Annotated in this window: 24 protein-coding genes; 8 read left to right on the plus strand and 16 right to left on the minus strand. The window is 52.2% G+C overall.

All coding sequences use genetic code 11. The features are described from left to right. Nucleotides 1–1,290 precede the first annotated feature (1,290 nt). The 13 genes from ABV298_RS25040 to ABV298_RS25100 all read right to left on the minus strand — a co-directional run bounded on the left by ABV298_RS25040 (nt 1,291) and on the right by ABV298_RS25100 (nt 16,384). Nucleotides 1,291–1,410: a hypothetical protein gene (locus tag ABV298_RS25040; RefSeq protein WP_353718864.1), complete on the minus strand. Its 120-nt coding sequence runs from the start codon at nt 1,408–1,410 to the stop codon at nt 1,291–1,293. A gap of 143 nt (nt 1,411–1,553) precedes the next feature. After that, complete coding sequence (locus ABV298_RS25045; RefSeq protein WP_353718865.1) at nt 1,554–2,027, minus strand: PDDEXK nuclease domain-containing protein; 474 nt, start codon at nt 2,025–2,027, stop codon at nt 1,554–1,556. Nucleotides 2,028–2,087: 60 nt separating this feature from the next. Further along, entirely contained in the window at nt 2,088–2,354 is a 267-nt protein-coding gene (locus ABV298_RS25050; protein ID WP_353718866.1) for a DUF1016 N-terminal domain-containing protein, read from the minus strand. A 27-nt stretch (nt 2,355–2,381) separates the two neighbouring features. Further along, nucleotides 2,382–3,140, minus strand: a complete 759-nt coding sequence (agaR, locus tag ABV298_RS25055) for a transcriptional repressor AgaR (protein WP_353718867.1) — start codon at nt 3,138–3,140, stop codon at nt 2,382–2,384. A 130-nt stretch (nt 3,141–3,270) separates the two neighbouring features. Beyond that, nucleotides 3,271–3,540: an ACT domain-containing protein gene (locus tag ABV298_RS25060; protein ID WP_353718868.1), complete on the minus strand. Its 270-nt coding sequence runs from the start codon at nt 3,538–3,540 to the stop codon at nt 3,271–3,273. Nucleotides 3,541–3,542: 2 nt separating this feature from the next. After that, nucleotides 3,543–4,865 (minus strand): hypothetical protein, encoded by a 1,323-nt coding sequence (locus tag ABV298_RS25065; RefSeq protein ID WP_353718869.1) that lies wholly within the window; start codon nt 4,863–4,865, stop codon nt 3,543–3,545. Beyond that, nucleotides 4,816–5,580, minus strand: coding sequence for a hypothetical protein (locus ABV298_RS25070; RefSeq protein ID WP_353718870.1), 765 nt, complete (start codon nt 5,578–5,580; stop codon nt 4,816–4,818). Before ABV298_RS25070 ends, ABV298_RS25065 begins: the two co-directional genes overlap by 50 nt. Before the next feature lie 13 nt (nt 5,581–5,593). After that, nucleotides 5,594–8,851 carry a DUF5107 domain-containing protein gene (locus tag ABV298_RS25075; RefSeq protein WP_353718871.1) on the minus strand — a complete coding sequence of 1,086 codons (3,258 nt, stop codon included), beginning with the start codon at nt 8,849–8,851 and terminating at the stop codon, nt 5,594–5,596. 37 nt (nt 8,852–8,888) lie between these two features. Continuing rightward, nucleotides 8,889–10,802, minus strand: coding sequence for a hypothetical protein (locus ABV298_RS25080; protein WP_353718872.1), 1,914 nt, complete (start codon nt 10,800–10,802; stop codon nt 8,889–8,891). 72 nt (nt 10,803–10,874) lie between these two features. Continuing rightward, on the minus strand, nt 10,875–12,077 hold the full coding sequence (locus tag ABV298_RS25085) for a hypothetical protein (protein WP_353718873.1): 1,203 nt from the start codon (nt 12,075–12,077) through the stop codon (nt 10,875–10,877). After that, entirely contained in the window at nt 12,074–13,282 is a 1,209-nt protein-coding gene (locus tag ABV298_RS25090; RefSeq protein WP_353718874.1) for a hypothetical protein, read from the minus strand. The genes ABV298_RS25085 and ABV298_RS25090 overlap by 4 nt, the downstream gene beginning before the upstream one ends. 110 nt (nt 13,283–13,392) lie before the next feature. After that, nucleotides 13,393–14,277, minus strand: coding sequence for a DMT family transporter (locus tag ABV298_RS25095; RefSeq protein WP_353718875.1), 885 nt, complete (start codon nt 14,275–14,277; stop codon nt 13,393–13,395). 61 nt (nt 14,278–14,338) lie between these two features. Beyond that, nucleotides 14,339–16,384, minus strand: a complete 2,046-nt coding sequence (locus ABV298_RS25100; RefSeq protein ID WP_353718876.1) for a S9 family peptidase — start codon at nt 16,382–16,384, stop codon at nt 14,339–14,341. A 227-nt stretch (nt 16,385–16,611) separates the two neighbouring features. On the opposite strand from ABV298_RS25100, the gene ABV298_RS25105 reads away from it, so the two are divergent. The 5 genes from ABV298_RS25105 to ABV298_RS25125 all read left to right on the plus strand — a co-directional run bounded on the left by ABV298_RS25105 (nt 16,612) and on the right by ABV298_RS25125 (nt 21,162). Beyond that, a complete protein-coding gene (locus ABV298_RS25105) occupies nt 16,612–17,766 on the plus strand; it encodes an SIS domain-containing protein (protein ID WP_353718877.1) in 1,155 nt (384 codons plus the stop codon). Nucleotides 17,767–17,768: 2 nt separating this feature from the next. Next, complete coding sequence (locus ABV298_RS25110) at nt 17,769–18,722, plus strand: carbohydrate kinase family protein (protein WP_353718878.1); 954 nt, start codon at nt 17,769–17,771, stop codon at nt 18,720–18,722. Beyond that, nucleotides 18,719–19,546, plus strand: a complete 828-nt coding sequence (locus ABV298_RS25115; protein ID WP_353718879.1) for a class II fructose-bisphosphate aldolase — start codon at nt 18,719–18,721, stop codon at nt 19,544–19,546. The genes ABV298_RS25110 and ABV298_RS25115 overlap by 4 nt, the downstream gene beginning before the upstream one ends. 307 nt (nt 19,547–19,853) lie before the next feature. Further along, the gene (locus ABV298_RS25120; protein ID WP_353718880.1) at nt 19,854–20,375 is read left to right on the plus strand and encodes a hypothetical protein; all 522 of its coding nucleotides are present in this window, start codon (nt 19,854–19,856) and stop codon (nt 20,373–20,375) included. 268 nt (nt 20,376–20,643) lie between these two features. Continuing rightward, nucleotides 20,644–21,162 carry a DUF2268 domain-containing putative Zn-dependent protease gene (locus ABV298_RS25125; RefSeq protein WP_353718881.1) on the plus strand — a complete coding sequence of 173 codons (519 nt, stop codon included), beginning with the start codon at nt 20,644–20,646 and terminating at the stop codon, nt 21,160–21,162. 97 nt (nt 21,163–21,259) lie between these two features. On the opposite strand, the gene ABV298_RS25130 is transcribed toward ABV298_RS25125, so the two are convergent. After that, on the minus strand, nt 21,260–21,754 hold the full coding sequence (locus tag ABV298_RS25130) for an ester cyclase (protein ID WP_353718882.1): 495 nt from the start codon (nt 21,752–21,754) through the stop codon (nt 21,260–21,262). A 384-nt stretch (nt 21,755–22,138) separates the two neighbouring features. Continuing rightward, on the minus strand, nt 22,139–22,513 hold the full coding sequence (locus ABV298_RS25135; RefSeq protein WP_353718883.1) for a hypothetical protein: 375 nt from the start codon (nt 22,511–22,513) through the stop codon (nt 22,139–22,141). 369 nt (nt 22,514–22,882) lie between these two features. Between ABV298_RS25135 and ABV298_RS25140 the strand changes: the two genes are divergently transcribed. Together ABV298_RS25140 and ABV298_RS25145 are read left to right on the plus strand one after the other, a co-directional pair. Next, nucleotides 22,883–23,113 carry a hypothetical protein gene (locus tag ABV298_RS25140; RefSeq protein ID WP_353718884.1) on the plus strand — a complete coding sequence of 77 codons (231 nt, stop codon included), beginning with the start codon at nt 22,883–22,885 and terminating at the stop codon, nt 23,111–23,113. 139 nt (nt 23,114–23,252) lie between these two features. Continuing rightward, the gene (locus ABV298_RS25145; protein ID WP_353718885.1) at nt 23,253–23,744 is read left to right on the plus strand and encodes a GNAT family N-acetyltransferase; all 492 of its coding nucleotides are present in this window, start codon (nt 23,253–23,255) and stop codon (nt 23,742–23,744) included. A gap of 83 nt (nt 23,745–23,827) precedes the next feature. Here ABV298_RS25145 and ABV298_RS25150 read toward each other — a convergent pair whose 3' ends face one another. Continuing rightward, nucleotides 23,828–24,262, minus strand: coding sequence for a PepSY-like domain-containing protein (locus ABV298_RS25150; protein WP_353718886.1), 435 nt, complete (start codon nt 24,260–24,262; stop codon nt 23,828–23,830). 146 nt (nt 24,263–24,408) lie between these two features. On the opposite strand from ABV298_RS25150, the gene ABV298_RS25155 reads away from it, so the two are divergent. Next, nucleotides 24,409–25,299: an aminoglycoside 6-adenylyltransferase gene (locus tag ABV298_RS25155; RefSeq protein WP_353718887.1), complete on the plus strand. Its 891-nt coding sequence runs from the start codon at nt 24,409–24,411 to the stop codon at nt 25,297–25,299. Nucleotides 25,300–25,480: the final 181 nt, after the last annotated feature.

The following is a 25,480-nucleotide window of genomic DNA, read 5'->3' on the forward strand; positions in this document are numbered from 1 at the left end:
CCATTTTAAGTGTAGTCGGTAAAGACATATCATCGCCACTACTCCCAAATTTCAATGTCAAATGTTGATCTTCGAGTATTTCAATTTGAGTTCTAAGGGATTTTAACGTATCGCTCTCATTTTGTATTCGTCTCTCAATCCGAGCTACTTCTTGTTTAAGATGGACCAACATCTCTGCCTGATTTATTTGGCCGTATCCATAAACAGGGAGTATAAGAAAAGTACAAACTTTGACGATGTTGTAAAAATGGTTCATTATTGAGGGGTTAGGAGATTCAATTTAGCACAGCGATTCTTCACCGTATGAGCTAACAATTTAGAAAAATATTCTTTTAGGGTCAATGATTTTAGGGTTTTTGAAAAACAGGAAATCGGGAGGCTAACAGAAGTAAACGGTGTAATGCGGAGCGGCTTATTCAATTTGCTACGCGCTGTGCATCATTTTCTTTCTCCGGCTAATATCACTTGTTTCTGGAATGGAAACAATATAAGAGATGTTTTTGGCTAGTATTTAAAATAGCTGCAGACTAGCTCCCTGTTTGAAGTTAAACAGAATTTAGGCTCAAGGATACCAGGCCCTGGCGGGGCCTTCTAATCCGTTGCCGATTCGGGGGCGCCACGCCTGGGCCGCAGGGATTCGCCCCACTTTTTCTTGCTATAAACAGAATGCACCTCCGGAGCTTTGTTTGTCTTGCCGTTAGAAAATTCTGCGAAGATCGATTTGCATCGCAAGAGAATCCTGCAAATAGCCGCGTTTCTGTAAAAGTTTACATGATGAGAAATTTAGCGGCATTGCCTGTTATGGTTGCACAGCAGGCCAGGTATGATCGAAGGGGCGCGAGAAGTATTCCGGTGCGCTGCACCTAGGGGCGGGATGTCGGATCATGTCATCTACCAATATTTCGGTGCGCTGCACCTGCTGCGGACGGAATACGGGATCATGATAATTTACAAATATCCCGGTACGCTGCACCGTCAACATGCCCATACCAGATACCGCCAAGGCGCAGAGCGCCGCAAGATTTGTAGACAAATGCCGGTCGAGTCAAGGTTTAAAAAGGTGCAGCGCACCGTAAGAAAACATGCATATTTTAAGAAGTCAGCGGATCAACTATGCCTATGCAATAATCACTTCATGCCGATTTTGCCATATCCGCAATCTGTTCCTTGCAAATCCGTTCCGTCAAGTCTCTCAATAACTTAACCCGCTCGCCCAGGTATTCCAAGTACTTTTCGGGAAAACTGCTGCAAAGGCAGGATGAAGTTTTTCGACCTGATTTCCCAATTTCTCTATGTCGTGAATTTGGGCTTGTAATCAGTGAACACGAGTAGAGTGGTGGCGTAATATGTCTCTGTGGCTTGGTGAAGATTAAATACGGCAAAATTATTGTCGTTATTTTGAATGGCCAACTCTGCATACTTCTGAAAGTCATTTGCGTTATTAAACCATTACAGAAAAGCGTCAATTGCTTTTTTCTGTCTTTCCTTGGGATTCCAGTCCTTCGGCTCGGATAATTTGCGTTTCCCCGAATCAAAAAGCATAATCCCTTCCTTCAAAGAATGATTCCTATGGTAGGGTTGTCGTCATCTTGTTTTTTCAGGTCGTCGAACATGCGAATGTACATATCCATTTGTCCGGTGTCCTGGTGTGTCAACTTGCCTGTTTTTAAATCAAACAGAACAAAGCATTTGAGAAGATAATTATAGAATACGAGATCAATATAATAATGGCTTGTTTCGGTACTGATCCTGAATTGCCTTCCGACGAATGAAAAGCCTTTTCCCAGTTCGAGTAAGAATTGTTGCAAGTTTCCGATTAATGCTTTCTCAATATCCTGTTCTAATCCAGCTACCGGCTCGGGAATGTTCAGGAATTCAAAAACGTATGGATCTTTAATGAAACCCGTTGTTAGTGTTTTGTCGGGTTTTTGGTTATCGATCGGAACATCTGAATGGGTTTGAGAAGAGAGCAAACGTTGATAATAAAAGGAATTGATATGTCGCTCCAATGTTCGCACGCTCCACATTTGATCAGCGGATTCTTTAAGATAATAGGCTCTCGGCTTCCCGGCTTTCCACTCTCATAATTAGCCGGTTGTGGCTCCACGACAGTTTGCTACACACTGTGTAGCAAACTCAGCAGTGAGCGCGATGGAAAGTGTTTTCAAAATAGCCTCGCCATAGGCAGCCCTCTGTTTTCCCCGCAGTTCTTCCTGCACTATTCTCCTTCCCATTTGCCAATAGGCTATCACCATTTCACTATTCACAGCACTGTAAGCTTTCTGCCGGGCCAGCTGTAAAATTTGAACAACATCCTGTATTAACGAAGTTGCCGAAATGTCAGACTTGCTCATCGGTATGTTATTTTAGACCCGGCTGTGCTATGCAATAATCACGTCAATATTATGCTGTTTCAGCATCTTCAAATCCGCTTCCTCGATCTTGTCGTCCGTGACCACCTTGTTAATCTTATCAAACCCGCAAATAAACGCCAAACCGGATTTTTTGAACTTGGATGAATCCGCGACGATAATCACTTCTTCGGCGATATCGATCATGATCTGGTTGAGATGGGCTTCCTCCATGTAATGGGTAAAAAAGCCCGAATTCGCCTTTACGCCGTCAATACCCAGGAAAAGCTTGTTGCAATACAGCTGCCGGAAGTTGCGTTCGGCCATTGGCCCAACCAGCGACATCGAAAATTCTTTGAGATATCCACCTGGCATATACACCTGCAAATTCTTGTATTGGGCCAGGTTATTGACTATATCGAGGGCATTGCTGATCACGGTCAGACTTTTGAACTTTTCGAGGTTGTTGGATATTTCGAAAGTAGTGGTGCCCGAATCGAGGATGATACTGTCGCCTTCGTTGATCAGCGACGCGGCCTTTTTGCCGATCAGCCGCTTTGTGTCGTGGTTGATTTTCCTTTTCTCAGTGACCGTCAGGGCGATGTTATTGGTTTTGAAAGCGCCGCCGTGGGCTCTGACGAGCAGGTTGCTGTTTTCCAGCTTGTCCAGGTCGTTGCGGATCGTCACCTCGCTCACTTCCAGCATTTCACTCAAATCATTCACACTTACTTCGCCCAACTCATCCAGTTTTTGCAGTATAAGCGAACGACGCTGTGCAGTTTTTTTCATGGAATTAATCCGTTTATTCAATTACTTTGTCGATCCCGGGGTATTTATTCGAAAACGTCCGACGCGTGTGGCCGGAGCGTAAATGTAATAACAATTGGCGAAATGCTGTTGCAAACTGAGCGCCATCCGTTCAGCCGGCCGGTCGTGCAGAACCCTCGTCCCCGTGCACGAAAGCGCGGTGCACTTCAACGATTTTTTCCATACGGGCAAGGATCAGGCCCGTCATTTCTTTTGGAAATGAGGCCTCTACGACGATCCGTTTTAAATGTTCGTCTTCTGTGGCGAATACCTGCATATAGGTGACTTCGAACCGGCTTTTGCCGAACAACTGCAAAATCCTGCTCAATACCTGGTTGGTGTCGCTGACATAGACCGATATCCGGCTGGATTGGTTTTCCATCGCTATTTCTTCACTTTCACGGTCAATGAAACCCGTTTGGTCTCGCGGATGAATGAATGCGCTCCGTGGCTGTCGCGGCGCGTGTTGCCTTTTTTAGGATATTCATATATTCCATAGAATGCGATTTCGTGCCCGTCCGGGCAATCCGGGCTGATCTGCACCTGCGAAGTGAGCCGCTGCGCGCCCGACCAGTCGTTCCGGCCGAAAAACAGCATGTGCCGGTTGCTCATTTTCACGTAGGGATCTTCCGTATAAAGTTGCAGGCCGAAATCATGCAGGGAATCCAGGTCCGACTTGGTGAAAATGCTGATCCATTCCCCCGGATTGGCGATTCCGTTGCCGTTCCCTTCGCCTACGCGCGTCTGCTTTTCCAGTTCCAGGTTCACGTTGCTGCCGTCCGCGATTTTAAAATGTGTAAGGGCTGCCTGGGGAGAATAAAAGGGCACTTCCAGCAGAAATTGATCTCTTTTGCCGTTGTAAGTCAGCATTAATTTCAGCTTGCCGCGGTCCAGGTTTGCATTCCGGGAGCGGATTTTGAAACCCGTTTTTTCGTGCAAAGCACCCTGTGCGAGTTTACCGATGGTGATAGCGGTGTCCATCACTTCCACATCTTCATCCTGCGCGATCAGTTCCATGCGAACCGAGTCCACCGCCGCGCCGCCTTTGTTGAACAGCAGCGGACTGAGCGAAACGATATCGCCAACGCCGGGCATAGGGTGGTCGAGCGTGTAAGAAGCCATGGTAATATGGCCCGTGTCGCCGGGGCGGTACAGGCCGACGTTGGTTTGCAGGCCGGTACCCTGCCATTGAATGCGGCCTTTTGCATCGCTGCGCACGGTGGCCCGGGTGATTTTGCGGGTGGGTACATCCAGTTGAATAAGCTCGAAACGGGTGTTCGGTGCGTAAATGCTATCGGTTGTGACTTTAACGGCGAGGTCAGGCACGGCGGGACCGTCCGGCAGCCACTGCCTGGTGTGCAGGCCGAATCCTTCGCGCCGCACGTCGTCGAGGATGGTGAAACCGGGAATCGTCCGGTTGCTGCTCACATCGTAGTTCCAGACCGAAAAATTGGGGAACAGGTCGATGTGGTGCCATTTCTCCGGCCTGGCGAGCGGCATGCGGAAGTAATGCATGTGAAAATCAAACTGCCCTTTGATATTGACCGCATTGTGAAAGCCCCGGAAATAGCCGACCCCGTAATGCCAGCTTTCATAGTTCAGTTCGAGCGTTTTATAAGCCTGATCGATTTCCTGGTCGTGCTGACGTAAAAAGTCCTTACTGCCAAGATGCATCCGAATGGGCAATCCCACAAAATTCCGTCCCATTTCCTTGAACGGCGTGTAAATCTGCAAAGCTTTCGGCCCGACCGTAAACGAGGCCGAAGGACAGAAAAACGAAGCGCTCGACAATAAATGCGGGTATTTGGATGCCACCAGCATCGACATAAACCCCCCCCATGCTCAACCCCGACACCGCGCGCCCTTCGCGATAGGCTTTCGTGCGGTAATGCGTGTCCACATATTTCACGAATTCGGGGAAGTAGTCGACAAACTGCCTGTCTTCCTTCACCGGTGCGATGTCGTACGGGCGCGGGTATTGCGCGGGCACGTAACCGTCCCATTTGGCGATAATCACGTCGTTATTAGCGACGTAAGTCGCGAAGTTATCCAGCGAATCCGGCCCGCAGCGCTCGTAGTTGCCATTGAATTCGTCGTAATACCGCGCCTCGCCCGAGCGGGAAACTTCGCCCTCGGCCGGCCCATTGAACCGTCCTGCATTGCCATGGAAATAGTAAATCACCGGATACCGCCTCTCTGGATGTTGGTAATAATCGGGCGGGAGAATGAGGCGCAGGTTGCGGGTTTCCTTGAAAACCTCGCTGTAATGAGTCTTGTCCTCGATGATCGCCTTGGGTCGGGAAGGCTGTGCGTAAACGTTCACCGATGCCGCTAGCCATAGCAGGCAAGACAGCGTGCACACTTGCGGCAGGTAACTTTTCTTTTTTGTATAAAAATCAAAAAAACTGCAAATCTGATTCATAATGCATGGTTGATCATCCTTTTTTTCGCGTCTCGGCCAGGCCGAGTATTTTGAAAAACAAGGTAGTCAGGTTGTACTTTTTATCAGCTGTTAAATCCTGCCGGAGCTTTTCGGCGCGGGCTTCGTCGTTTTGCGTTTTGGCCAAAATCCATTGAACTTCCGGTGCATCGGAGCCTGCCGCGATCCCCCACGTGCGAAGCGAATCCTGCCCGGCTTTCCAGTTATCGAGAAAAGAGGAGGCCTTTTCCGACTCGCCCGTGTCGTTGAGCAACCTCACGCCCAGATAATTGCTCAGGGCATTGCGATTGCTTTCTTTGCTGGCATGAAGGGTGTAACCGGTGATGTTTTGTGCGTATTGTCGCGCTTTCGCGGCATTGCCGAGCTGCGCTTCACAGTAAGCCGCCAGGTAATCGATTAATCGGGTGTCCGGTTCGTGCGGCTTGCCCGTGCCGAGGTGCTCCGGCCACAAACGGGCCTTTTCGAGCGATTTTAACGCATCCTTGTACTTTTTATTTTCAGCCAATGTGAGCGCATTCGCCAGATGGGCCGTCAGATATAAAGTATGCCCTTCCCGCGCACCTTCCTGCGGCAGCACATTGACTTTATCCAGCACTTTCAGGCACGCTTCAAATTGCCCAGCGTCCAGCAGCGATTTGGCGTAATCGATCCCGATCACCGGATTTTCACCGAAGTGCTCATAAGCTTTACGGGCGTTTTCAAGCTCCTTATCCTGCAATTTTTGACTGTTATAAAAATGGGTCAGGTAATGCCGGCTGCGCCATTCTTTCGGATTCAATTGATTGGCTTTTATAAAGTCTGCCTCCGCCTGCTCCTGGTCCGCGGCGTCATTTTGAAATAAAATACCCCTTGCAACGTAAAAAGGCGCATAATCAGGCTCGTTCCCGCAGGCTGCGAATTGCTTCACGGCATTTTCTTTGTCGCGGATGTGCCAGTAAATCAGCCCGAGATAGTAGCGGTTTTTCCAGGATGGACTTTGTTTTTCAGCCCAAATCAGCACGGGAATAGTCTCCAACCGGAATGGAAAAACCAGCTCGGGCGACATGGTAATGGCATTCTGCAAATGCTTCCGGCTTTCCGGCGGAGACGAATCCCGGGTGAGATACGCCAGCCAGTAGGACACCGTCGGATAAGCGGGCGCTAATGCGAGCATCTTCCGGGCTTCCTCGTACTGGCCCTGGTTCACATAGTCCATGGCCAGTTCCAGGTATGTTTCATGAGGCAGCTCGTTGCGGATCGCTTTTTGGAAAACGGTGCGGTTGGCCTGCGTCGGTGCAAGCAGATACTGCTCGAAATGCGCATAATGGCTCAGCGGGTCGATTTCCAGCAGTTCTTTCCAAACCTGCGCGGCCTTTTCCGGCTTATTCAGTTTCCGAAGCGCGGTACCCAGCAGCTGGTAGGCCACAAGGTTATTGCGGTTGTAGGTTAATGCCTTCCGGGCGTCACTCTCGGCTTTTTCGAAATCCTGTTTTTGCAATGCGATGCCCGCCAGTTGCGCATAAGCACCGGAGCGGTATTCCATCGTCCAGGCGGCTACCGACAACGCTTCTTCGGCTTTGATCAGGTCGCCGAGTTTGCGGTAGAGCGCGCCGTACAGGTAGTTGGCACCGCCGTGGTAGGTATTTTCGGCCAAAACCTTCCGTGCAAAATCCAGCCCCTGCACGTATTCGCCTTTGCGGTAATGGTATTCTGCCAGCCGGATCGATGCGCCGCTATGGGTTGCTTCTTTTTCCAGAACAGACAGGTAACGCTGCCGCGCGCCCTCGAAGTTGCGCATCGCATTCTCCTCCTCTCCGAGCTCGAAAAGCCGCTGTGCGGAACGGAAATCCTGTTTGTCGGATGAAAGAACAGGCCGGTCGAGAACTTTTTCAGGCGCGGTTGAATACACCAGCCGGTCGTTTCCAACGCTTACGCGAACCGATTTTGGACCGCCGCCCGAAAGGGCGATCGCTTTAACATACACCTCCATCGGCTTCAATTGAAGCGCGTCCCGATAAATAGTCTTCCCTGCAACACTGACTTTCAAGGTATCGCGAATAGGCGAAATCGGGTTGATGAAAATTTTCAAGCTATCGCCGCCAGTTTTTACATTGAGCGTGCCATAAGGCGAAGCATCCGCCATTCCGCCTGTGTTTTTTACAGGAAACCAGTATTCCGTTTTCGTCTCGGAGTAAAACGGGCCCAGCGATTTCTGGTTAAACGGACTATGAAACCCGCTGCGTTCGGCCGCCTGGTTGAAAGTCACGCCCGATTGCGCCTCGATATATTGTCCATCCTGGTCGGTCAGTAAGTCCTCCCAGATCGCCCCCTCGCGCGCCCGCGACCAGATCCACAGCTTTTTGCCCGGCGCATCCGAATAGGGCGCCCAATGCCCGAAGCCGAATTTCCGGTCGTGCCAATACCCGCCAAACCATTCTGTATGCGTGCCGACGACGTGGTACGACTTGTCGCCGCCGGAATTATTGTTCTTGTAAAAAGACAAGTCGATACCGTTCTGATCAACGGGCCACGGGCTCGCATTGCCGTCGTGCCCCACATGGTGTGTTCCCGGAAAAAAGAACTGTATATCGTCAGAGGCCCTGAACGCGGCATTTTCCCACGAAAGGTAGGAATCGTGCAGGGGCAGGGGATTATACCAAAGGCTTTGCGTCTCGAAATAGGCCTTGTCTTTCGGAAGTACAATTTTTACCCGCCATTGGGTTCGCGAGGCGAGGTCCAGGCCGCCTACCACGCAAGTAACGCTGCCGTCGGGGTTGTTTTGCGTCACATAGTCCACCGGCGCGGCCGCCCAGGGCGCATGGCCCAGATCGAGCCCGAAGTTGTGCTCGATGCCGCCGCTTGTCCAGGGCCCGCGGATGCCGATAGCGCGGAATTTCATGACGTGGTTGGTATACACAAACTCCTCGCCGGTCGATTTTTCAACGGCGCCCATCACTTTGCCGCCCACTTCCGGCAATACCTGCACTTTGATATAGGGATTTTCCAGCTCCACAACTTTCCAGTCGCGCATCGTGCTTTTACTGGTGTAGCCGTCAAAAACGTAGTAAGGATAAAATGGGGCTACTTTCTTGCCGATGCCCATCACCGGCAGCGGGCTGGGGTCGGAGAAAGGGTAGGTCTTCATGGCCTGCACTTTTTCCGAAATGCCGGCCTTCTGCGCGTGCAATGCGGGGGACAATGCCAACATGGCGAGCACAAAACGGCTCATTCCGGCATGGACTGGCGATATGAAAAGAGAGGGAAAGGTGATCACGCGGTAAAATGCAGGGTTTAGGAGTTTGAATCAGGAATTATTTTTTGCTTTCGGAAATCAGCTCTCCCAGCTCCATCCGGACTTTATGCCACTGCTCCTGATCGTAGCTCCACACATCGAGGTTGCCAATGGATTTATCCCCGAATGGCTCTTTAATCAGCTGATTCACAAATGCGTCCGCACGTTTTGAATTACCGTCCAGTTTGGCCAGCAGGCGCAGGTATTCATATTCCTGCACGCCGTCGCGCATGGTTTTCAGGCGAATGGACGGGCAAGGCTCCGACACATTGGGTACCATGCCGGGCTTGTAAATCACCGAACCGTTGCCGTTGAATGTCCGGTAGGTAAATTCCGCATCGGCCTCCGAGGCTTCCTTGTAGAAGTCTTTCCAGGACTCGGGATCGTACCAGCCGCGTTCCCAGCCTGCACCGACGCCCCAGCTGATCCACGAGTAGGTCTTGTATTTCCAGCACGCCCAGCTGATCGCCCGGTCGTTGATCAGCGGCAGGTCGATAAATGTGGAGCTGCCGACCCAGCTGTTGAGCTTTGCTTCGTAGAGCATAGGGCCGTAAAGCCAGTCCTTGATGCCCATTTGCTGGTATTGTTTTACGGTGTCGATGTTATAGTTGATGGTATGCGACGCCCAATCGGTAATGGATTTGCCGATCACGTCCATGGCATCCTTCGTGTAGCCGCCGTCCACCCGGAATTTCGCCTCGGGGTATTCCTTTTTAAACAAATTCCCATAAAACACCATCCGCGACCAGGCTTCCGGGAAATAGGATTCGTCCAGACCGTTCAGATACACCGTCAGCAGCGTCTTTTTCGGGTTCACCATCGGGAGCAAATGCTGGCGTACCTGCCGGATGGCGCTGATATAAACTGCCTGGTTGGCCGCATTGCGCTCCACGTCGGGTTTGCCAATATCCGGCCAGCCGGCCGTGCCATGCTTGCCGTACACATCGAACGGAAGCGCAAAAGTTTCGAGCGGTTCGCCGTAGCCGGGGCCGTCTTTGTAGCCATACGCTTCGGTGAATGCCGCGCCGGTAAGGTATTTTTTCAATCGTTTGTCAAACTTCTCCCATTGAACTTCCACATTGCCATTCTTAACCTGAATTTCCGGGTCGTAAGTGGGGTCCATCAGGGAAATGCGGTTGCGCTTGAAGAGTTGATACACAGCCAGTTCCTGTTTTTCATCCATCCGGCTGAGGAAACCTTCGTGCTGGAGGCTGGCTTTAAGCAGGTTTTCATTCGGTAGCTCAAAATCCCACACGGTCAGGCTGACGGGGATTTGTTGGGTCCGACCGCCGATGCTTACGGTTATCATGCTTTGGTAAGTGCCGGGCCGGGCTTTTTGCGCGTCGGACGGAATGAATTGATCCACCCATATCACCTGCGAGCGCTGACCAGTGATCCTGTTATTGAAATCGGGCAACGTGAGCGGATATACCCAGCGACCGTGTACCTTCGCCGAGTCGGTTTGCAGGAATTTGAACGGGATCAGCGCGTCGGGATACCAGCCGGTGCCGAGGGTAGAACGCGGATAACCCGTGCTCGGGCTCAATACATTCACCGACCATTCCAGGAAAAGTTCGGGTTTAACGACCAGTTCGGCGTTCCCGCTTTTGAATGGCGCCATATCGATCTTGATCCCGGTCAACTCCGTATCCGATTCGTTGGTCAAAACCAGTTGAAACGAAACATATTCGCCCCGCGCCCCGTGCAGGGATACCTGCTTTCCGTCGTAAAGCCAGTTTTTGTCCAGCAGGTTGCCTTTCCCGGCCTGGACGGACGGTACGCCTTTGAACCGGTGTTCGATAATCGTATTGTTCACAGGGTCCAGGCGCAGGGAAGCGGGCAATGCACGCAGACGCCACGGATCGGCGGCGTAAGTCTGGCTGCCGGATGCGGTCAATGCAATCAGGCAGAGGAGTTTTGTAAGATTTATCATGGTTAAGGTGAGTTCAGAAATGTCGTTTGCGGTTTTTCCGGCCGAAAGCTGTTGAAGAATGTCAGGTCAGGCTTATCGCCCCACCGGGAAAATCATGAGCTGGCTGAGCGCCTCGTCTTCGCCGATAACCATGTACTGGCCATCGTCCGAGGCCGCGAGCGTGCCCATCTGAAAGCCGCGCCACAGAATGCCCTGCTCGATGCCCGGCGCGACCATTTTGAATTCGGGATTGCCCAAATCTACAAACCCCGCATGATCGTCATACGAAAATAAATGCGAATACCCCGGCGCACCGCCAGCCAGGCCGTAAAGCTTGCCGTCACGTCCGAAAGCCAGCGCCCGCAACCGGCCCATCATCATCGGTTTACCCAGGTTTTTGATCTTCCCGGTAGCCGGGTCGAGCACGAATAATTGCCCATCGCCCGCATTGCCGCCATACAGCTTGCCGTCGGGCGATTTGGCCCAGGCTTCTACTTGTCCCAGCACTTCGCGTCCCCAAACGGCCGGGAGCGGCGCTTCCAGAAACGAGAAACGCTTTTTGGCCGGGTCGAATGCAAACACGCGGTTGCCCGCTGTGCTGCCGTACACCAGCCCCTGGTTATCCTGCACCAGCGCCTTGCACAGATAAACCTCCGGCCCGACCGCGTATTCGTGCAGGTTGTTCAGTTCCTTTTCTTTCGGAGCTACCTCATCGAATACCTGCACTTTTTTCGTAGCAATGGTGTAGGTGAAAAAGCGCCCGCCCGGATAGCTGATCCCGTACAGCTCGGAACCCTCCCGGCTGGCGAGCAACGCAAAAATGCCTTCCCCGGCGACGGGAATGCCCAGATCCTTCACCTCGATGGCATTGTTAGGTCCAATGCCGATCTGCAACAAATGCCCCGCCTGCCCACCGTTCGCAGCGTGTGCGATGGTGCCTGCGTAAAACTGGTTCCCGGCCCCTTTGCAAAAGCCGGTAGCAATGCCCTTCTGTCCTGGAACGATCTCCTGCAAATCCTTGATGGTCACTAAATCGCGCTTCGAGATAGATGCGACAAAAAGATAGGGAGACAAGCCTTCGCTGGCCGTCGTTCCGCCCAGTATCCGGTCGCCCTGCACGGCCAGGGAGGTGATGGCATTGCGGTACATCGGCAAGCGCTTTCCGGCGCTGTTGGGCAAGGAAACCTCGATAGCGAACGCTTCTTTGGGGGTAAAAAAGGTGTATTGCGCCAGCGCCTGGCCCGGACAGGAGAGGGGCAAGGCCGCTAAAAGTATTTTTTTGGTCAGACTTTTCATTTCCGGACTGCTTTTTCGGGGTTGAACTGGATCAGGAACGGGCGGGTATCGTCGCCTTTGCCCGATGGATTGCGGCGCGCTGCGAAGTACAGGTTTCCGTCTTGGTCGCGGGTGTCGCAGCCGGTAGCTTCGGTAATGGCGGTGATCGGATAATCGCGCAGAATGGTCTTTTTGCCGGTGGCCGGATCGTATTCCACGAGCACGGTTTTGTCTTTCATCACATAATTACCATGCCCTCCTATAATGTAGTACAGCCTGCCATTTTTACCGATGTTCAGGTTGGGCACATAAGGGCCCCAGGCTTCGGCCTTGCCGGTGTCGATTACGCCGCCGAGGTCTTCTACCTTTCCAATGCCCTCTTTTTCAGGATGGAACGCAATAAGTTTGGCCCCGTAGGTAATGAGGTAAATAATGCCTTTGGCCTCGTCTTTGGCATAGGCGGTGACGCCGGTGATGATTTTGGAACCGGGCGTGCCCGGGAATGCAGGCAGCGCTTCGCGGGCGAATACGAGACTGTCGCGGTCTTTTTCGTATTTCACCAGCCGCTGTCGCCAGTCCACGTAATAGCAATTGCCCCACCAGTCGGTAAACAGGATGCGGGGGACGTGCGAGCTGGCCAGGCGGCCCAGGTCGCGCAGCCGATTGGTAGCCGGATTGTACACCAGAAAATGCGCTTGCGGGTAGGTAATACCGTAAAGCGTACCAGTTTTCGGGTCGATGTCCACGTCCTTGATGCTCTCGTAAGGCATGCCCATTCCCAGGTTTTTCAGGCCGGTTTCCGCATTCCATTGCATGAAAAAGCCGCCCGCATAACCCTGCGGATGTTCCATCAGGTATTCCTCGCGCGACTCGCCGCCGTCGGTCGAGAAGTAGATGGTGCCGTCGGGCGCCGCCACGATTTTCGAATGTATTTTACCCTGCCATTGAAACGGCCGCAAATGTGCCATATCGCGGATAAACCCGTTCAGTTTCATGACATTTTGTGCGGGGTCAAAAGTATACAGACCGATATTGTCGGCGTGGTTGGTCACGCCGATGTGCACCGTATTGGAAGCCGCATTATACCCGATCGAACCCCACGTGGAATGCGCGTCGGGAAAATCGGGGTATTCGATGAAGCGGATATTTTGGTCGGTGACCGGCGTTTGCTGGGCAAAAGCGGCGGCGCACATCAAAAACAGCCATAGGTGTAATGTACGGGTCAAAGGATCGAAGGTTTAGGTGATGATTTGATGATGCTAATGTAAAGAAATCCGGCATTATATGTGTATTATAAAACTTAATTTCTTTCGAAATCTTTCTTTTTAATTTCATTTTATCCCTGAACTTCCTCGAATCCCATGAGCAGCGCCGAAACAATGGCCAATGCGATGCCGCCGATAATGACCGGATGGGGGACGGTTTGGTACAAAGCCAGCGACAAGCCGACGGTAAGCACCGGCGAAAGTGCCGTGGTAATTGGAGCGATGATAATGGCCTTCCCGTACCGGAATGCATAAACCAGGCACAATGCCCCAAATGCGTTAAGCGACTGGATGATCGCCGACAGGTACGGCCCCTTGAATCCCCATTCGATGGGCAGGGTAAAGTCCGTCATATATAATGCCAGCGGAATGAGCAGCACGGAGGTGAGCATCATATAAAAATACAGGCTTTCGGCGGGCATGATCTGGTTCGCAAACCGCATGACGTAACCCTGCGCGCCCCATGCCAGCAGCGGAATAGCGGTCAGCAGCATCCAGGTGTAGCCGCTCGTTTGCGTTGCTCCCGCCGGTTGATAGGAAAGCATAAAAATGGCAACCAGCGCCAGCGCAACGCCCGCCCAGCCCATTTTGCCGGTTTTTTCGCGGAGCAGCAGCACGGCCATGAGGATCGTCACGACGGGGGTCAGCGACAGCAACGGGAAAACAAGGTAAGCGGGGGCTATGCGCAGTGTGAAGAAAAGCACGAGTTGGCCGCCCGCGCCCAAAAGGCCGGCCAGGCCGCCCCAAAGTATAGCCCTTTTGTTAAAATCCAGCTTCCATCCCTTCCATTTCAATGCGGCCAGCGCCGCCGGGACCATCGTTAATGCCCACACCACATACCCCAGCGTGGCGGGGAAGCCGTTTTTTTCCGGTATTTCGGTCAGCGCGCCCCATATTCCGATGAACAGGACATGAATAATTACGTAAATCAGCCAACTGTTTCTGTTCCTGTTCATGGGATCTTGCTTGTCGTCTTTCAGGGTTTGGGTTAGTCTCAAAGTAAATGGTGATGCCGGATTACGGTTCGTTCATGATGTATTGGTCGAACCACGCGATCATCCGCCCGTTCAGGTCGGCTTTGTTGCGCGGGCCGAGCTCTGGCCGCCAGCCGTGGCCTTCGCCGGTATATTGTACGAGTTGCGTGGGCACGCCTTTCTTTTTTAGCGCGATGTACATTTCCTCGGCTTGTGAAAAAGGCACTTCGTTGTCAGTTTCGCCATGCAAAAACAGCGTCGGCGTGGTCGCTCGGGCCACATTGCGCAGCGGCGAGCATTCCCATAACAGATCGAACCGGTCGAATGCCCGACCGCCGAATTCGGATTCCATCAGCGAATGGTACAGCGAAGTGCCCGCAAAGCTGACCAGGTTGCTAAGCCCGCCGTCGGTCACGGCCGCTTTGAAGCGGGTGGTTCGGGTGATGATCCGGTTGGTCATGTAGCCGCCGTAGCTCTGGCCGGTAACACCGAGTTTTTCGGCGTCGAGCCAGGGGTTTCGATTTAAAACAAAGTCTATTCCCGCCATTAAATCCTGATAATCACCGCCGCCCCAATTGTTAAGCGTGCCGTTTGAAAATGTCTGCCCGTAGCCGTGGCTGCCTCTCGGATTAATATAAACGACGGCGTAACCCGCCGCAGAAAGCAAATGCATCCGTTCGTCGAAATCGTGACCGAACATATTATGCGGCCCGCCGTGGATAACGAGAATGAGCGGATACTTTCGCGTTTCCTCGAGGCCGGCCGGGCGTATGAGCCAGCCTTGCACCCGGGTGCCGTCGAAGCTGTCGAACCAGAAGGTTTCGGCCGGTTGCAGGTTCTTCGCCGCCAGCCAGGCGGTGTTTTCCTGCGTGATTGGTCGGGCGCTGCCGTAGCCATTCCGGATTTGAAAAATCTCCGCGGGATGATTTGTGTCGGATTTTACAAAAATCAGCCCATCGCCCCGGGCATCCAGGCAAAACCCGGAAATGCAGCCCGGGCCTTCCAGTACTTTTTCAATGCGCTGTGAATTAGTATTTTGTGTATCGATACTCTGCGTGTCACCACCCTGTGTATCAGTGCCCCGAGCTTCAATATCCGGTTTTTCAATGCTGATCCTGTAAACGGAAGTGTCGCCCCGGTCGCCAGCGGTGAAGTAGATGTACCTGCCCGACGGATGCCAGCGGATGTGTTCGATCCGGCGGTCGAGGCTTTTGGTCATATATTCGAATGGCCCGCCGTTGGCCGGTAACAGGGCAATGTGCGTATCCTCCGCAGGGCTGTCGTTGGTTCCGGTCGCTCCCGATGTTGCCAGAAACGCGATGTAATTTCCGTCCGGCGACCAGGTGGGTTGGTAGGCAAGCCCCGTGTGGTCGGTGAGTCGGGTAACTGCTTTTGTGCCGGTATTCACCTTCCATACATCGCTTTGCTGGATATCGTCGGGGCGGTCGGTCCGGTTGCTGATGAATGCGATGTGCCGGCTGTCGGGCGACCAGGTGATGGAATGTTCGTTGTAATGTCCATCCGTGAGCAGTTCGGGCGTGCCTCCTGTGGCCGGGACGAGGTAAATATGCGTTTTTGCGTGATCGGCGTAAACGGGCCTGCCCCGGCCGCCTTTGGATTTGTAAAGCAGGTCGTCGATCACGGTTACCTCACGTTTTTGCGGCCCTGCAATGGGGGCGTCGGCGCTAATGTAGGCAATGTGTTGCCCGTCCGGCGACCAAATGCAATTATGGAGCGCGAGATGATTGATAAAGTAGGAGGAATCCAGTCGTCTCGTCAGGAACCGGCTGGCGGTTGTGTCGACATTGTAAATATGGAGCGCCCCGTCCCCCGTTTCAAACAGAAATTCGCGGCCGTCGGGAGACCAGGCGTGGGCGGTGCCCGGCCCGATGGTGGTTTTCGAGGCAGTATCCAGCGAGAAGAGGATAATCAGTTCATGCCGGTCATCCGCCTGGTAATCGGCCAGTACCAGTTGGTAAAGCAGATGCCGGCGATCCGGCGACCACAGCGGTGCACCGACTTGCCTGATTTTACTTAAATCCTCAATCACAAGTCCCGGTAGCAGGGCTTTTGTTTCCGTGGGGTTCATAAATGCGGGTTCAGGGAGCGGTTTATTTTAAGTGACCGGTATTCCGCCGTGCAGGCCGGCTTCTTAAAATACGCCAAAATTTTTCGTGCAAGATAGGGGTAAGATTAAATAAATTAAAAGAAAGGTTTAGTAATATTTTTTACTTTCGTTTTATGATGTTTAATTTGAATCCTCATTAATTCATGCGATGAGCCATTTCAAAACTACCACCCTCTGAAATTGCGGGAATGATAAAAATCAACAATGGGCCCCAAGCGCCCGAAAGCAGTGGAGACGTACACACGCGAAGGGAAATACTCTCGCAGCCCGGGCTGTGGGAGGAAGTGTATCATCTGATTAGCCGGCAAAGTGCCGCCATTGCGGATTTCCTGAACCCTGTTTTGCAAAAAGATAAGCTGCGGGTGATCCTTACCGGCGCTGGTACCTCGGGTTTCATCGGCGACGCCGCGCAGGGAACGTTGCAAAAAATATGGCGCAAGCCGGTGCAGGCAGTACCGACGACCGAAATCGTTACCCGGCCGGAATCCGTTTTCCTACGGCCCGTACCCACGCTGCTGATCTCCTTCGCCCGGTCGGGCAATAGTCCCGAAAGTGTGGAAACGCTCCGGCTGGCCGACGCCTGCTGCGACGAGGTGTACCATCTTATTATTACCTGTAACGGTGAGGGCGCACTGGCGAACCGGGGCAAAGCGCATTCGGGCAATACCTGTTGCATCGTACTGCCGGAAGCGACCAACGACAAAAGCCTGGCCATGACCAGCAGCTTCACTTGCATGCTGCTGAGCGTGTTGCTGGTAGGGAATTTGGCAACGCTCGACCGTGAACTGCCGAAAGTGCGGCGCGTCGCCGAACAGGGTAATGTGATCCTGGAAAATCAATTTCTCCTGGAAAGCCTGGTCCTCAAAGGCTTTGAACGCGTAGTATTCCTTGGGTCGGGCGAAATGCTCGGTATTGCCCGGGAATGTCATCTGAAACTGCTGGAACTCACCGATGGGCAGCAAGCGTGCATGTCGGATTCTTTCCTGGGTTTCAGGCACGGGCCGCGGGCATTCGTGAATGCAAATACATTAATGGTGTACCTCTTTTCGCGAAACCCGCACATTATGCGCTACGAGCGCGATCTGGCGGGGGATATCGCACGCGACGCGCGCGGCATCCCGTCGCTGCAAATCGGCGGCGTGGACCAGCCCGGATTGCCAAACAGCAACCGGATTACCCTGCACATCGACCCGGAAAATGAGTACCAGATGATCGCCGCGACGCTTGCAGGGCAGTTGCTCGGCTATTACAGCGCCGTGCACGCAGGCATTAGTCCGGATAACCCGTCCTTGTCGGGAGCGATCAGCAGAGTGGTACAGGGCGTTAATATTTATCACGAATAACTATGTCAAACGCGAAATTACTGGTCGTAGGCGAGCTCAACGTCGATCTGATCCTGAATGATATCCATGCTTTCCCGCAACTGGGCAAAGAGACGATTGCCGACGAAATGCATATCTGCCTTGGCAGCTCTTCGGCCATTATGGCGGCCAACAGCGCCGCACTGGGCGTGGATACCACGTTTTGCGGTGTGGTCGGGGACGACCAATTCGGCGATTTCATCCTGCGCGAACTGCAAAGTAAATCGGTAGACTGCGCGCATGTTCGTAAACTGGCAGCCCGGCAAACCGGCTGTACGCTGGTTATGAGCTACGGGCAGGACCGCGCCAATGTGACCTTTCCAGGCGCTATGAACGCCTTGACGTTAAGTGAAATACCGTTCGAGGAGCCGGCCGTATACCAGCATTTGCACCTGTCGAGCCTGTTCTTGCAAAAAGGCATTCAAAAAGACATTGAGCTGATATTGAAAAAGGCCAAAGCGGCGGGGATGACCACCTCGCTGGACCTGCAATGGGACCCTGCCGGGCAGTGGGCCTTCGACTATGCGCGCTGCCTGCCTTATGTGGACGTGTTTATGCCGAACGAATCCGAACTGCTGGCACTTACGCGGGCCGGCTCCGTCGGCGGCGCCATTGAAATAATCGGACCTTACTTGAACACGCTCGCCCTGAAAATGGGCAAAAGCGGGAGCATGGGCATTCGCGGCGACCGGCAGGTGACGGTACCTGCCTTCGAGGGAAAGCAGTTTGTGGACGCCATCGGCGCCGGCGATTCTTTCAATGCGGGGTTTATCCGGAAATACATGGCCGGTGCCGGACTGGAAGAATGCCTCCGCGAAGGCAACCTTATGGGAGCCGTGAATACAACCGCCGCCGGGGGCACCGGCGCATTTTCCGACCGCCAAAAACTCCATGAAACCATACAGGCCTTCCTGGGACTGGAACTAAACCCGATATGAAACTGAAAGAAAAATTAAGGGAATTTACAAAGCTTAAAAAAGGCCTGCTCGCCACCAACTACTACGATCTGGAAACGCTTCACGGCGTATTGCAGGCAGCCGCGGAAACCCGACAGCCCCTTATCCTGCAACTTACTCAGAGCTCCATCGAATACATGGGCCTGAAAACGGCCGTGAACCTGGGCCGCAACGGCCTGGAAGAGTTCGGCGTGGAAGGCTGGATACACCTCGACCACGGCGGTTCAGTGGAACTGGTACAGCGCTGCCTCGATGCCGGTTTCGACTCGGTAATGATCGACGGCAGCGAATTGCCCTTTGAAGAGAATGTGCGTTTGACTAAAGAGGTGGTGGAACGGGCGAAACGGTACGACGTACATGTGGAGGCGGAACTGGGCTACGTCGCCAAACTCGGCCAGTCGCACGATGGTTCCGGGTTTACGCAACCGGATGAAGCTGCCGCATTCGTAGACGAAACGGGCGTGGACGCATTGGCGGTGGCCATCGGTACCGCGCACGGCTTTTACAAACAGGAACCGAAACTAGATATCGGCCTTCTCCGCAGGATCGCCGAAAAAACGGCTGCAACCCTTGTTTTGCACGGCAGCTCGGGCGTTCCGCACGATCAGGTGAGGCAGGCCATCTCAAACGGCATTTGTAAAGTAAACCTGGCGACGGAAATCAAGAACATTTTCATGGCTTCCCTGAAAAGCGAACTGACGTACAATCAGGATATCGATTTGCGCAAAGTATTCCCGAAAGCAACCTGCAAGATTACCGAGCTGGTGAAAACCAAGCTTGAAATGGTGGCGAACGTGCCCCAATAACATAAACAATAAAATCTCATGGATGCTCACCAACTTCAAATTGCCGTATCATTGAAAGGGTCGGGCGGAGTTGGCTTTCAACCGGTAGGATACGGCAAAATACATGATTCGCCTCGGGTTTTCTGACCTTGGCGATAAGCTGTGGGCGCCCGCTGATTGGCGAGTTTCGGAGTGGCCTGTCAGCAAGGGTTATGTTGTGACGAAGTATGTCGAAGATGTATAATCGTGTCCGGTTTTGTAACTTGCTTCACTTGTTGCAGCCGACTCAATTTAAGTCTATTCGAAATTCAATTCACAACCCTTAAAAATGAGGAATTCAATTCTATTAATGGCCATCCAGTTATGCGTACTGGCAGTGAGTACGAGTGCTTTTTCGCAGGATTTTAATCCGGAAGCAGACCGATATGGAAAGCTGGCGGATAGCCTGGGCGAAGCGAAGCAGTACAAAGCAGCTGCCCGATATTATAATGCGGAGGGGGCGGCCCGCAAAATGCTGGCATACAAAAGGCAACCAGCCGTAAATGCCGCCTATTTCTATGCCATGGCCCAAATGCCCGACAGTGCGCTGGCCAGTCTGCGGAAAGCTGTGAAACAGTATGGATTTACAAACCGAAACTGGATGGATTCCGAGGCTGCTTTGGCTGCGGTCCGGAAATATAAGGCATATTCGGACCTGCTAAGGTTCATGTCCGACAAACAAGACGCGCAGCTTGATCCTGATCGGGCGGCGGTGATCACGAGCGATATAGGCCTGTTTTGGAAGGTTTACGACCAGTATAAAAAAAGACTCTTCCAATGCCCAGAAGTTATTTCTCACCGAATATTTTGAGAAAGGCACTCCTGATTTGCAGGAATATTATAGAATTAAAACTCCGAACATCGGCGGCATTAAAGGTTTTGTTCATAACATTGAAACCATGCCTGAATATTACGCCGGTATCAGGGCTAACACAGAGCGGGTCGGCACGCTGGAAGATACTATCCGCGTAATATTCCGGAATCTGAAACACTGGTACAAACCCGCCACTTTTCCTAATGTAACTTTCGTAATCGGCGGATGGAGCTCCGGGGGAACTGTCACGAATTATGGCTCAATCATGGGGGTCGATATGCAGGCGGCTGGCGATGATACGCCGACTCATGAATTGAATTTATGGCAGAAGAAAAATATGCTGCCCTTTAACAATCTGAAGCATGTGGTAGCGCACGAGCTGGTGCATGTACAACAAGAAAACATGGCTGGCGACACCACCTTGCTGTGCCATGCGATCAAGGAAGGTATGGCCGATTTTCTAGGGGAGTTGATCAGCGGTAAAACGGCCAATCACCGCCTGCATGTTTGGGCTGCCGGAAATGAGCGCAAGGTTTGGGAAGAATTTAAAAAAGAAATGTATCTGAACCGGTATCACAACTGGATTGCCAACAGCAGCCAGGAGACCGCCGACCGTCCTGCCGACCTTGGGTATTGGGTAGGGTACCAAATCTGCAAGGCCTATTTTGATCGGGCCGCTGACAAGAAAAAAGCGGTGCACGATATGCTGAATATCAAGGACTACAAAGCATTTTTGACAGAAAGTAAAGCTGACGAAAAACTTTCGGGCGGTAGCAAATTTTAAACTGGCGAACAAGGCGCGATTCCTATCGGGATTGCACAATGGAATGGCTTCGGCCGGCATTTACCACAATCGACAACTGCAAACCGGCGATATCCGTTTAAGGCAACGCAACAACGCCGAGTTGCTGCATCATGTTTAATTCGTCGGTGACGCGCCAGTGCTCGGCTATGCGGCCGTTCACGATCCTTTCAATGTTGATCTGGTTGACTTCGATGTGCCTGCCGGTAGGTGGAATATTAAAAAGGGTATCTGTATGCGTACCGGTCATCACCACGCGTGCCACCACTTTGTCGCGGGTTGCGATCACATCCCTGATCTGGTAATGCAAATCCGGAAAGCCGCGGCGGATTGCCTGTAAAATGGGTTTCAGGCCGGCGGGGCCTCGGGGCGGGTTGGGGACCGACGGTGTATGGTTAATGTAATCCGGCGTAAGCAATTCGTCCAGCGCATCAACTTTCCCCTCGTTCCAGGCTTCGTTGAAATACCGTTCGATGATTTCCCGATTCTTTTCTTCAACCGAGCGATTGTTACAACCGGTCAGTATCAGTGGTAATGCGAGTACAATCAGGGCGATTCTCGTGAATGTATCCATGGCTACATTTAATTTTAAACCTTATCAATTCCTCTTTACAAATCATTTAACGACTGGTCCGGCGCGCTGAAACAGCCGACAAATGCGCAACCTCCTGACAACGCTCAGGAACCAGCCGACAGCTTCCATGCGGAAACAGAACCGTTGAAAAAGCGAGGAACAGCGCTCTCAAATGCAAATTTTGCGGGTTGGATGTACAGTTTCCAATCACCTATGATAAGAAAATCCATTAACCTGGATTAACACGCATGGTAGTATTCTCCCATGAAAGCCGGCGAAATATCGGGAACCATAGGGATCACAAAATCGACGGTGCCAATGCCAGCGCATCGATCTGTTTATTGTAAGTCATGGCTGGGGACAGTCGCGATGCAGTGTTCGCGATCATAACCTGGTAACCTCGTAATACCGCATCATAATCTCCTCCTGACGGAAGGTATGTTGCAGCCGCAGCTTTAACCGGGTCCAGTAGGAGGTGTCTAATTTGTCGACCAGTACTTCGTAAATAACCATCTCGTCTTCCGTTACCGACGATTCGTCCTGCTTCCACAGTCCCTTAACCGGAGACCTGCTGTAAATGGTCACCCCGCCAAATCGGGTGGTCAATTCCTGCCGAAGGTCCAGAAAATTAGCCTCAGGAAATTGCTTTCCGGCGTTATCATATAGGGGAAGAAACATTTGCAGTAGCAGCATACCAATAGCACTTTTGAAAAGTGGCTGACGATCGTAACGGTTGTAGCAGGTCCCGGTTAAAATCATACCAGCGCGAGTTGTCCGCCGACGCATTCCGGACAAGTCTCCGCTTTGTTTTCTTCCGGGTATTTTGCTTTGCCGGGACTTAATTGAAGGATTGTGCGCTCGTCGGCCCGCTTGAACAAGCTGCTTTCGGGATGCACGAATACCTGCGGAAAAAGATCTTGCTCGCGCCGGTTATCACCGGATTCCGGACATTTATCCGTTACCTTTCTCTCTGAATAAGAATTGTTAGGATATGGTTTTGCGCCGGGCTATGTTGGGCAAGTAAAGCTGTTCCGCAACGGCCGGTGCCGAAGAATGTGCCGGCATATTCCTTCCGGCGCGGGCGGGCAGGCCGGTATTTATTTTAAGTAAATTAACTCAATTGGACTTATGGCAGCCTTCATTTATAATCTAAAACAGCAACGGGCCATCAATTTGGACAATATCGATAGCATCCGGAAGGACAATGCGGGCGGCTTCGAAATTGTCTTCGAGCGGGCCCTTCCGAATGGAAGCCAGGCAGGGCTGACGGAAGTCGACCGGTGGCGGTTCCCGACGGAAAAAGAGCGCGACGAAGTGCTGCAATCGATTCTGGAAGGGTATGGGTTAAGGTTCGGGTAAGCCACCTCGGCGGTCTTATGAAATATCCTGCGTGTCGCCGGATATGTGTGCCGGTGCGTCAAAAAAGTATGGTACCCGGTACGCCGAGGATGCTTCAATCCGAGTAGTTTTGACCGATCATTGGACTTCACCATCCCACATGAAAAAGATACAATTAAGATCAGCCCTGGTTGACGACATTAGAATTTTGCAACAGATTTACCGTCAAACGATAGACAGCGCATGCCGGGCCGATTACGACGAGAGCCAGCGGACCGCCTGGAAGCGTACAGCCGAAAACGGCCAGCGTTGGATCGACGCAATCAATGGGCAGTACTTCCAGGTGGCGGAAATCGATGGTGAAATAGCGGGTTTCGGATCGCTATTGAATGCAGTACATATTGATTTTATGTATACGGCGAGCGACTTTCTTGGAAAAGGAGTCGCAAAGCAGATTTACGCACGACTGGAATCCAGGGCGGTTGAAGCCGGTACGGGAACCCTTACGTCGGATGTCAGCAAAACCGCGGCCCCGTTTTTCAAGCACCTGGGATTTGTCGTCATCAGGGAGAATATAAACGTGATAGACGGTATCGAAATCCGCAATTATCGGATGGAAAAGGTCCTCGTGCCGCCAAGTGGTACCCAATAGGTATTCCGATTTCTCGTAGCTGATACCGGAACATGAATTATATTACCTTGTATCGTTAAGCTCGAAGGATTGAAGAAATCGCATCAGTCGTCAATCCTGACGAAAGCACCGTTCAAATCGAAAACCAGTTCGGTACCATTGAAAAGCCGGATCTCCTGATCGTTCCTTTCTCTTTCCCATTCGACCACATATTGGCCTTCATACCGGGTGTTAACGTACTCCAGTATGGGGGTCGGTAGCACGGAATCCGGCAGCCGTTCCGTTGCCTGGCCGTCGATGCCGGCGACCCGGCCATGTGCGTCAAACTCGACTTCGATGCGGTTTTGGAGCCAAACGTCATAAGTTGTCATGTTATCGTTACGATGGCGCACAACTCTTGAGATAGCGACATTGGGGAAATGAGTATCCAGGTACTGCTTTTCCGCTGCCGGTAAGGCCGCTTCGCCGACAACTTTGTCTTCCTCGCAGCCAGCGAAGAGAACTGGTGCCAACAGCAAATAGATAGTCAGGTTTTTCATATCGTGCCAGACTGGTGACTTTTGTTATTATTAACAAGACAAGTAAATCATCGCTTACCCCTATATTGGGCATTAAATTCCAACTACACGGGCGGATTTATGCCGACCACAGGAAAATTACGAATATTCAGCTTTCAACAAAACACATGACGAGCAGAAGCACATTCCGGATGATGGAACTGATATTGGAGGTTGCACGCAATGACAGCCGTATTCTGGCGGTGTTGCAGGACGGGTCCCGGTCCAATCCGAATATAGTTCCCGACATTTTTCAGGATTTCGACATTATCTACGTGGTGGAAGATCTGGCTCCCTTTCTGCGGGATCATAGCTGGACAGACGTTTTTGGCGAAAGGATGATTATGCAAATGCCGGAAGACATGGAGTTGTACCCGCCTTCGGCCGAACTCGCGGGGGCTTTCTCATATTTAATGCTGTTCACCGACGGGAACCGGATCGATCTGGTGATGACTCCCCTGGAAAAGCTCGACCAATTCACCGGCGATAGCCTTTGCAAGGTGCTGCTGGACAAGGCCGGTATTTTCAGCGCCAGTCCGCTGCGTGCGGTAAGCGACGCCGGCTACCATATTCAAAAGCCCTCAGCCCGCTCATTTACCGATTGCTGTAACGAATTCTGGTTCACCAGCGGTAGCGTTGGTAAGGCGCTTTGGCGCGGCCAGGTGATTTACGTTCAGGAATTATTGAACCAGGTGATCCGGGGTGCCTTGCTGCAAATGCTGGATTGGTATATCGGATGCCGGCACGACTTTCAGGTCAACCCCGGCAAATGGGGAAAGTTTTACGGCCGCTTTTTGGAGCCCGGCTTATACGAAAAGCTTCTCGCGACTTACCCGGTAGCGAGCGTTCCTCACATTTGGGACGCCACGTTTGCTTCGATGGATTTGTTCCGGTGCTCGGCAAAGGCTGTCGCAGCGGAGTTGGGCTACGAATATCCGGCAAACTGGGACGAGCATCTGACATCCTATTTACTGCATGTCAGGCAGCTCCCCGCCGACGCTCAAAGGATTTACGACTGATGAATTGAGCGGTAGCATTTTGCCGGGATCGAAAAGCCGGAGAAGAGGTCTTAGAAACCCTCCTTTGCATCCGGCGGTCGCAAGTCGTGTCGCTAGTCTCACCGTAATCGTGGTTTTCCATTTCCGGGAACAATTCCCGTGGCTAAATGGGTGTTGGGGAGAAATATCTTCCAAGATGCAA

It is taken from the genome of Dyadobacter sp. 676 (assembly GCF_040448675.1).
GTDB lineage: Bacteria > Bacteroidota > Bacteroidia > Cytophagales > Spirosomataceae > Dyadobacter.

Excerpts from the sequence above, each read along its gene's own strand:
- ABV298_RS25145 (WP_353718885.1), top strand. The coding sequence starts at position 23,253 with ATGAAAAAGATACAATTAAGATCAGCCCTGGTTGACGACATTAGAATT.
- ABV298_RS25110 (WP_353718878.1), top strand. The coding sequence starts at position 17,769 with ATGTCAAACGCGAAATTACTGGTCGTAGGCGAGCTCAACGTCGATCTG.
- ABV298_RS25120 (WP_353718880.1), top strand. The coding sequence starts at position 19,854 with ATGAGGAATTCAATTCTATTAATGGCCATCCAGTTATGCGTACTGGCA.
- ABV298_RS25085 (WP_353718873.1), bottom strand. The coding sequence starts at position 12,077 with ATGAAAAGTCTGACCAAAAAAATACTTTTAGCGGCCTTGCCCCTCTCC.
- ABV298_RS25080 (WP_353718872.1), bottom strand. The coding sequence starts at position 10,802 with ATGATAAATCTTACAAAACTCCTCTGCCTGATTGCATTGACCGCATCC.
- ABV298_RS25150 (WP_353718886.1), bottom strand. The coding sequence starts at position 24,262 with ATGAAAAACCTGACTATCTATTTGCTGTTGGCACCAGTTCTCTTCGCT.
- ABV298_RS25140 (WP_353718884.1), top strand. The coding sequence starts at position 22,883 with ATGGCAGCCTTCATTTATAATCTAAAACAGCAACGGGCCATCAATTTG.
- ABV298_RS25115 (WP_353718879.1), top strand. The coding sequence starts at position 18,719 with ATGAAACTGAAAGAAAAATTAAGGGAATTTACAAAGCTTAAAAAAGGC.
- ABV298_RS25130 (WP_353718882.1), bottom strand. The coding sequence starts at position 21,754 with ATGGATACATTCACGAGAATCGCCCTGATTGTACTCGCATTACCACTG.
- ABV298_RS25135 (WP_353718883.1), bottom strand. The coding sequence starts at position 22,513 with ATGATTTTAACCGGGACCTGCTACAACCGTTACGATCGTCAGCCACTT.
- ABV298_RS25060 (WP_353718868.1), bottom strand. The coding sequence starts at position 3,540 with ATGGAAAACCAATCCAGCCGGATATCGGTCTATGTCAGCGACACCAAC.
- ABV298_RS25070 (WP_353718870.1), bottom strand. The coding sequence starts at position 5,580 with ATGAATCAGATTTGCAGTTTTTTTGATTTTTATACAAAAAAGAAAAGT.
- ABV298_RS25155 (WP_353718887.1), top strand. The coding sequence starts at position 24,409 with ATGACGAGCAGAAGCACATTCCGGATGATGGAACTGATATTGGAGGTT.
- ABV298_RS25125 (WP_353718881.1), top strand. The coding sequence starts at position 20,644 with ATGGGGGTCGATATGCAGGCGGCTGGCGATGATACGCCGACTCATGAA.
- ABV298_RS25045 (WP_353718865.1), bottom strand. The coding sequence starts at position 2,027 with ATGTGGAGCGTGCGAACATTGGAGCGACATATCAATTCCTTTTATTAT.
- agaR (WP_353718867.1), bottom strand. The coding sequence starts at position 3,140 with ATGAAAAAAACTGCACAGCGTCGTTCGCTTATACTGCAAAAACTGGAT.
- ABV298_RS25095 (WP_353718875.1), bottom strand. The coding sequence starts at position 14,277 with ATGAACAGGAACAGAAACAGTTGGCTGATTTACGTAATTATTCATGTC.
- ABV298_RS25100 (WP_353718876.1), bottom strand. The coding sequence starts at position 16,384 with ATGAACCCCACGGAAACAAAAGCCCTGCTACCGGGACTTGTGATTGAG.
- ABV298_RS25050 (WP_353718866.1), bottom strand. The coding sequence starts at position 2,354 with ATGAGCAAGTCTGACATTTCGGCAACTTCGTTAATACAGGATGTTGTT.
- ABV298_RS25065 (WP_353718869.1), bottom strand. The coding sequence starts at position 4,865 with ATGGGACGGAATTTTGTGGGATTGCCCATTCGGATGCATCTTGGCAGT.
- ABV298_RS25105 (WP_353718877.1), top strand. The coding sequence starts at position 16,612 with ATGATAAAAATCAACAATGGGCCCCAAGCGCCCGAAAGCAGTGGAGAC.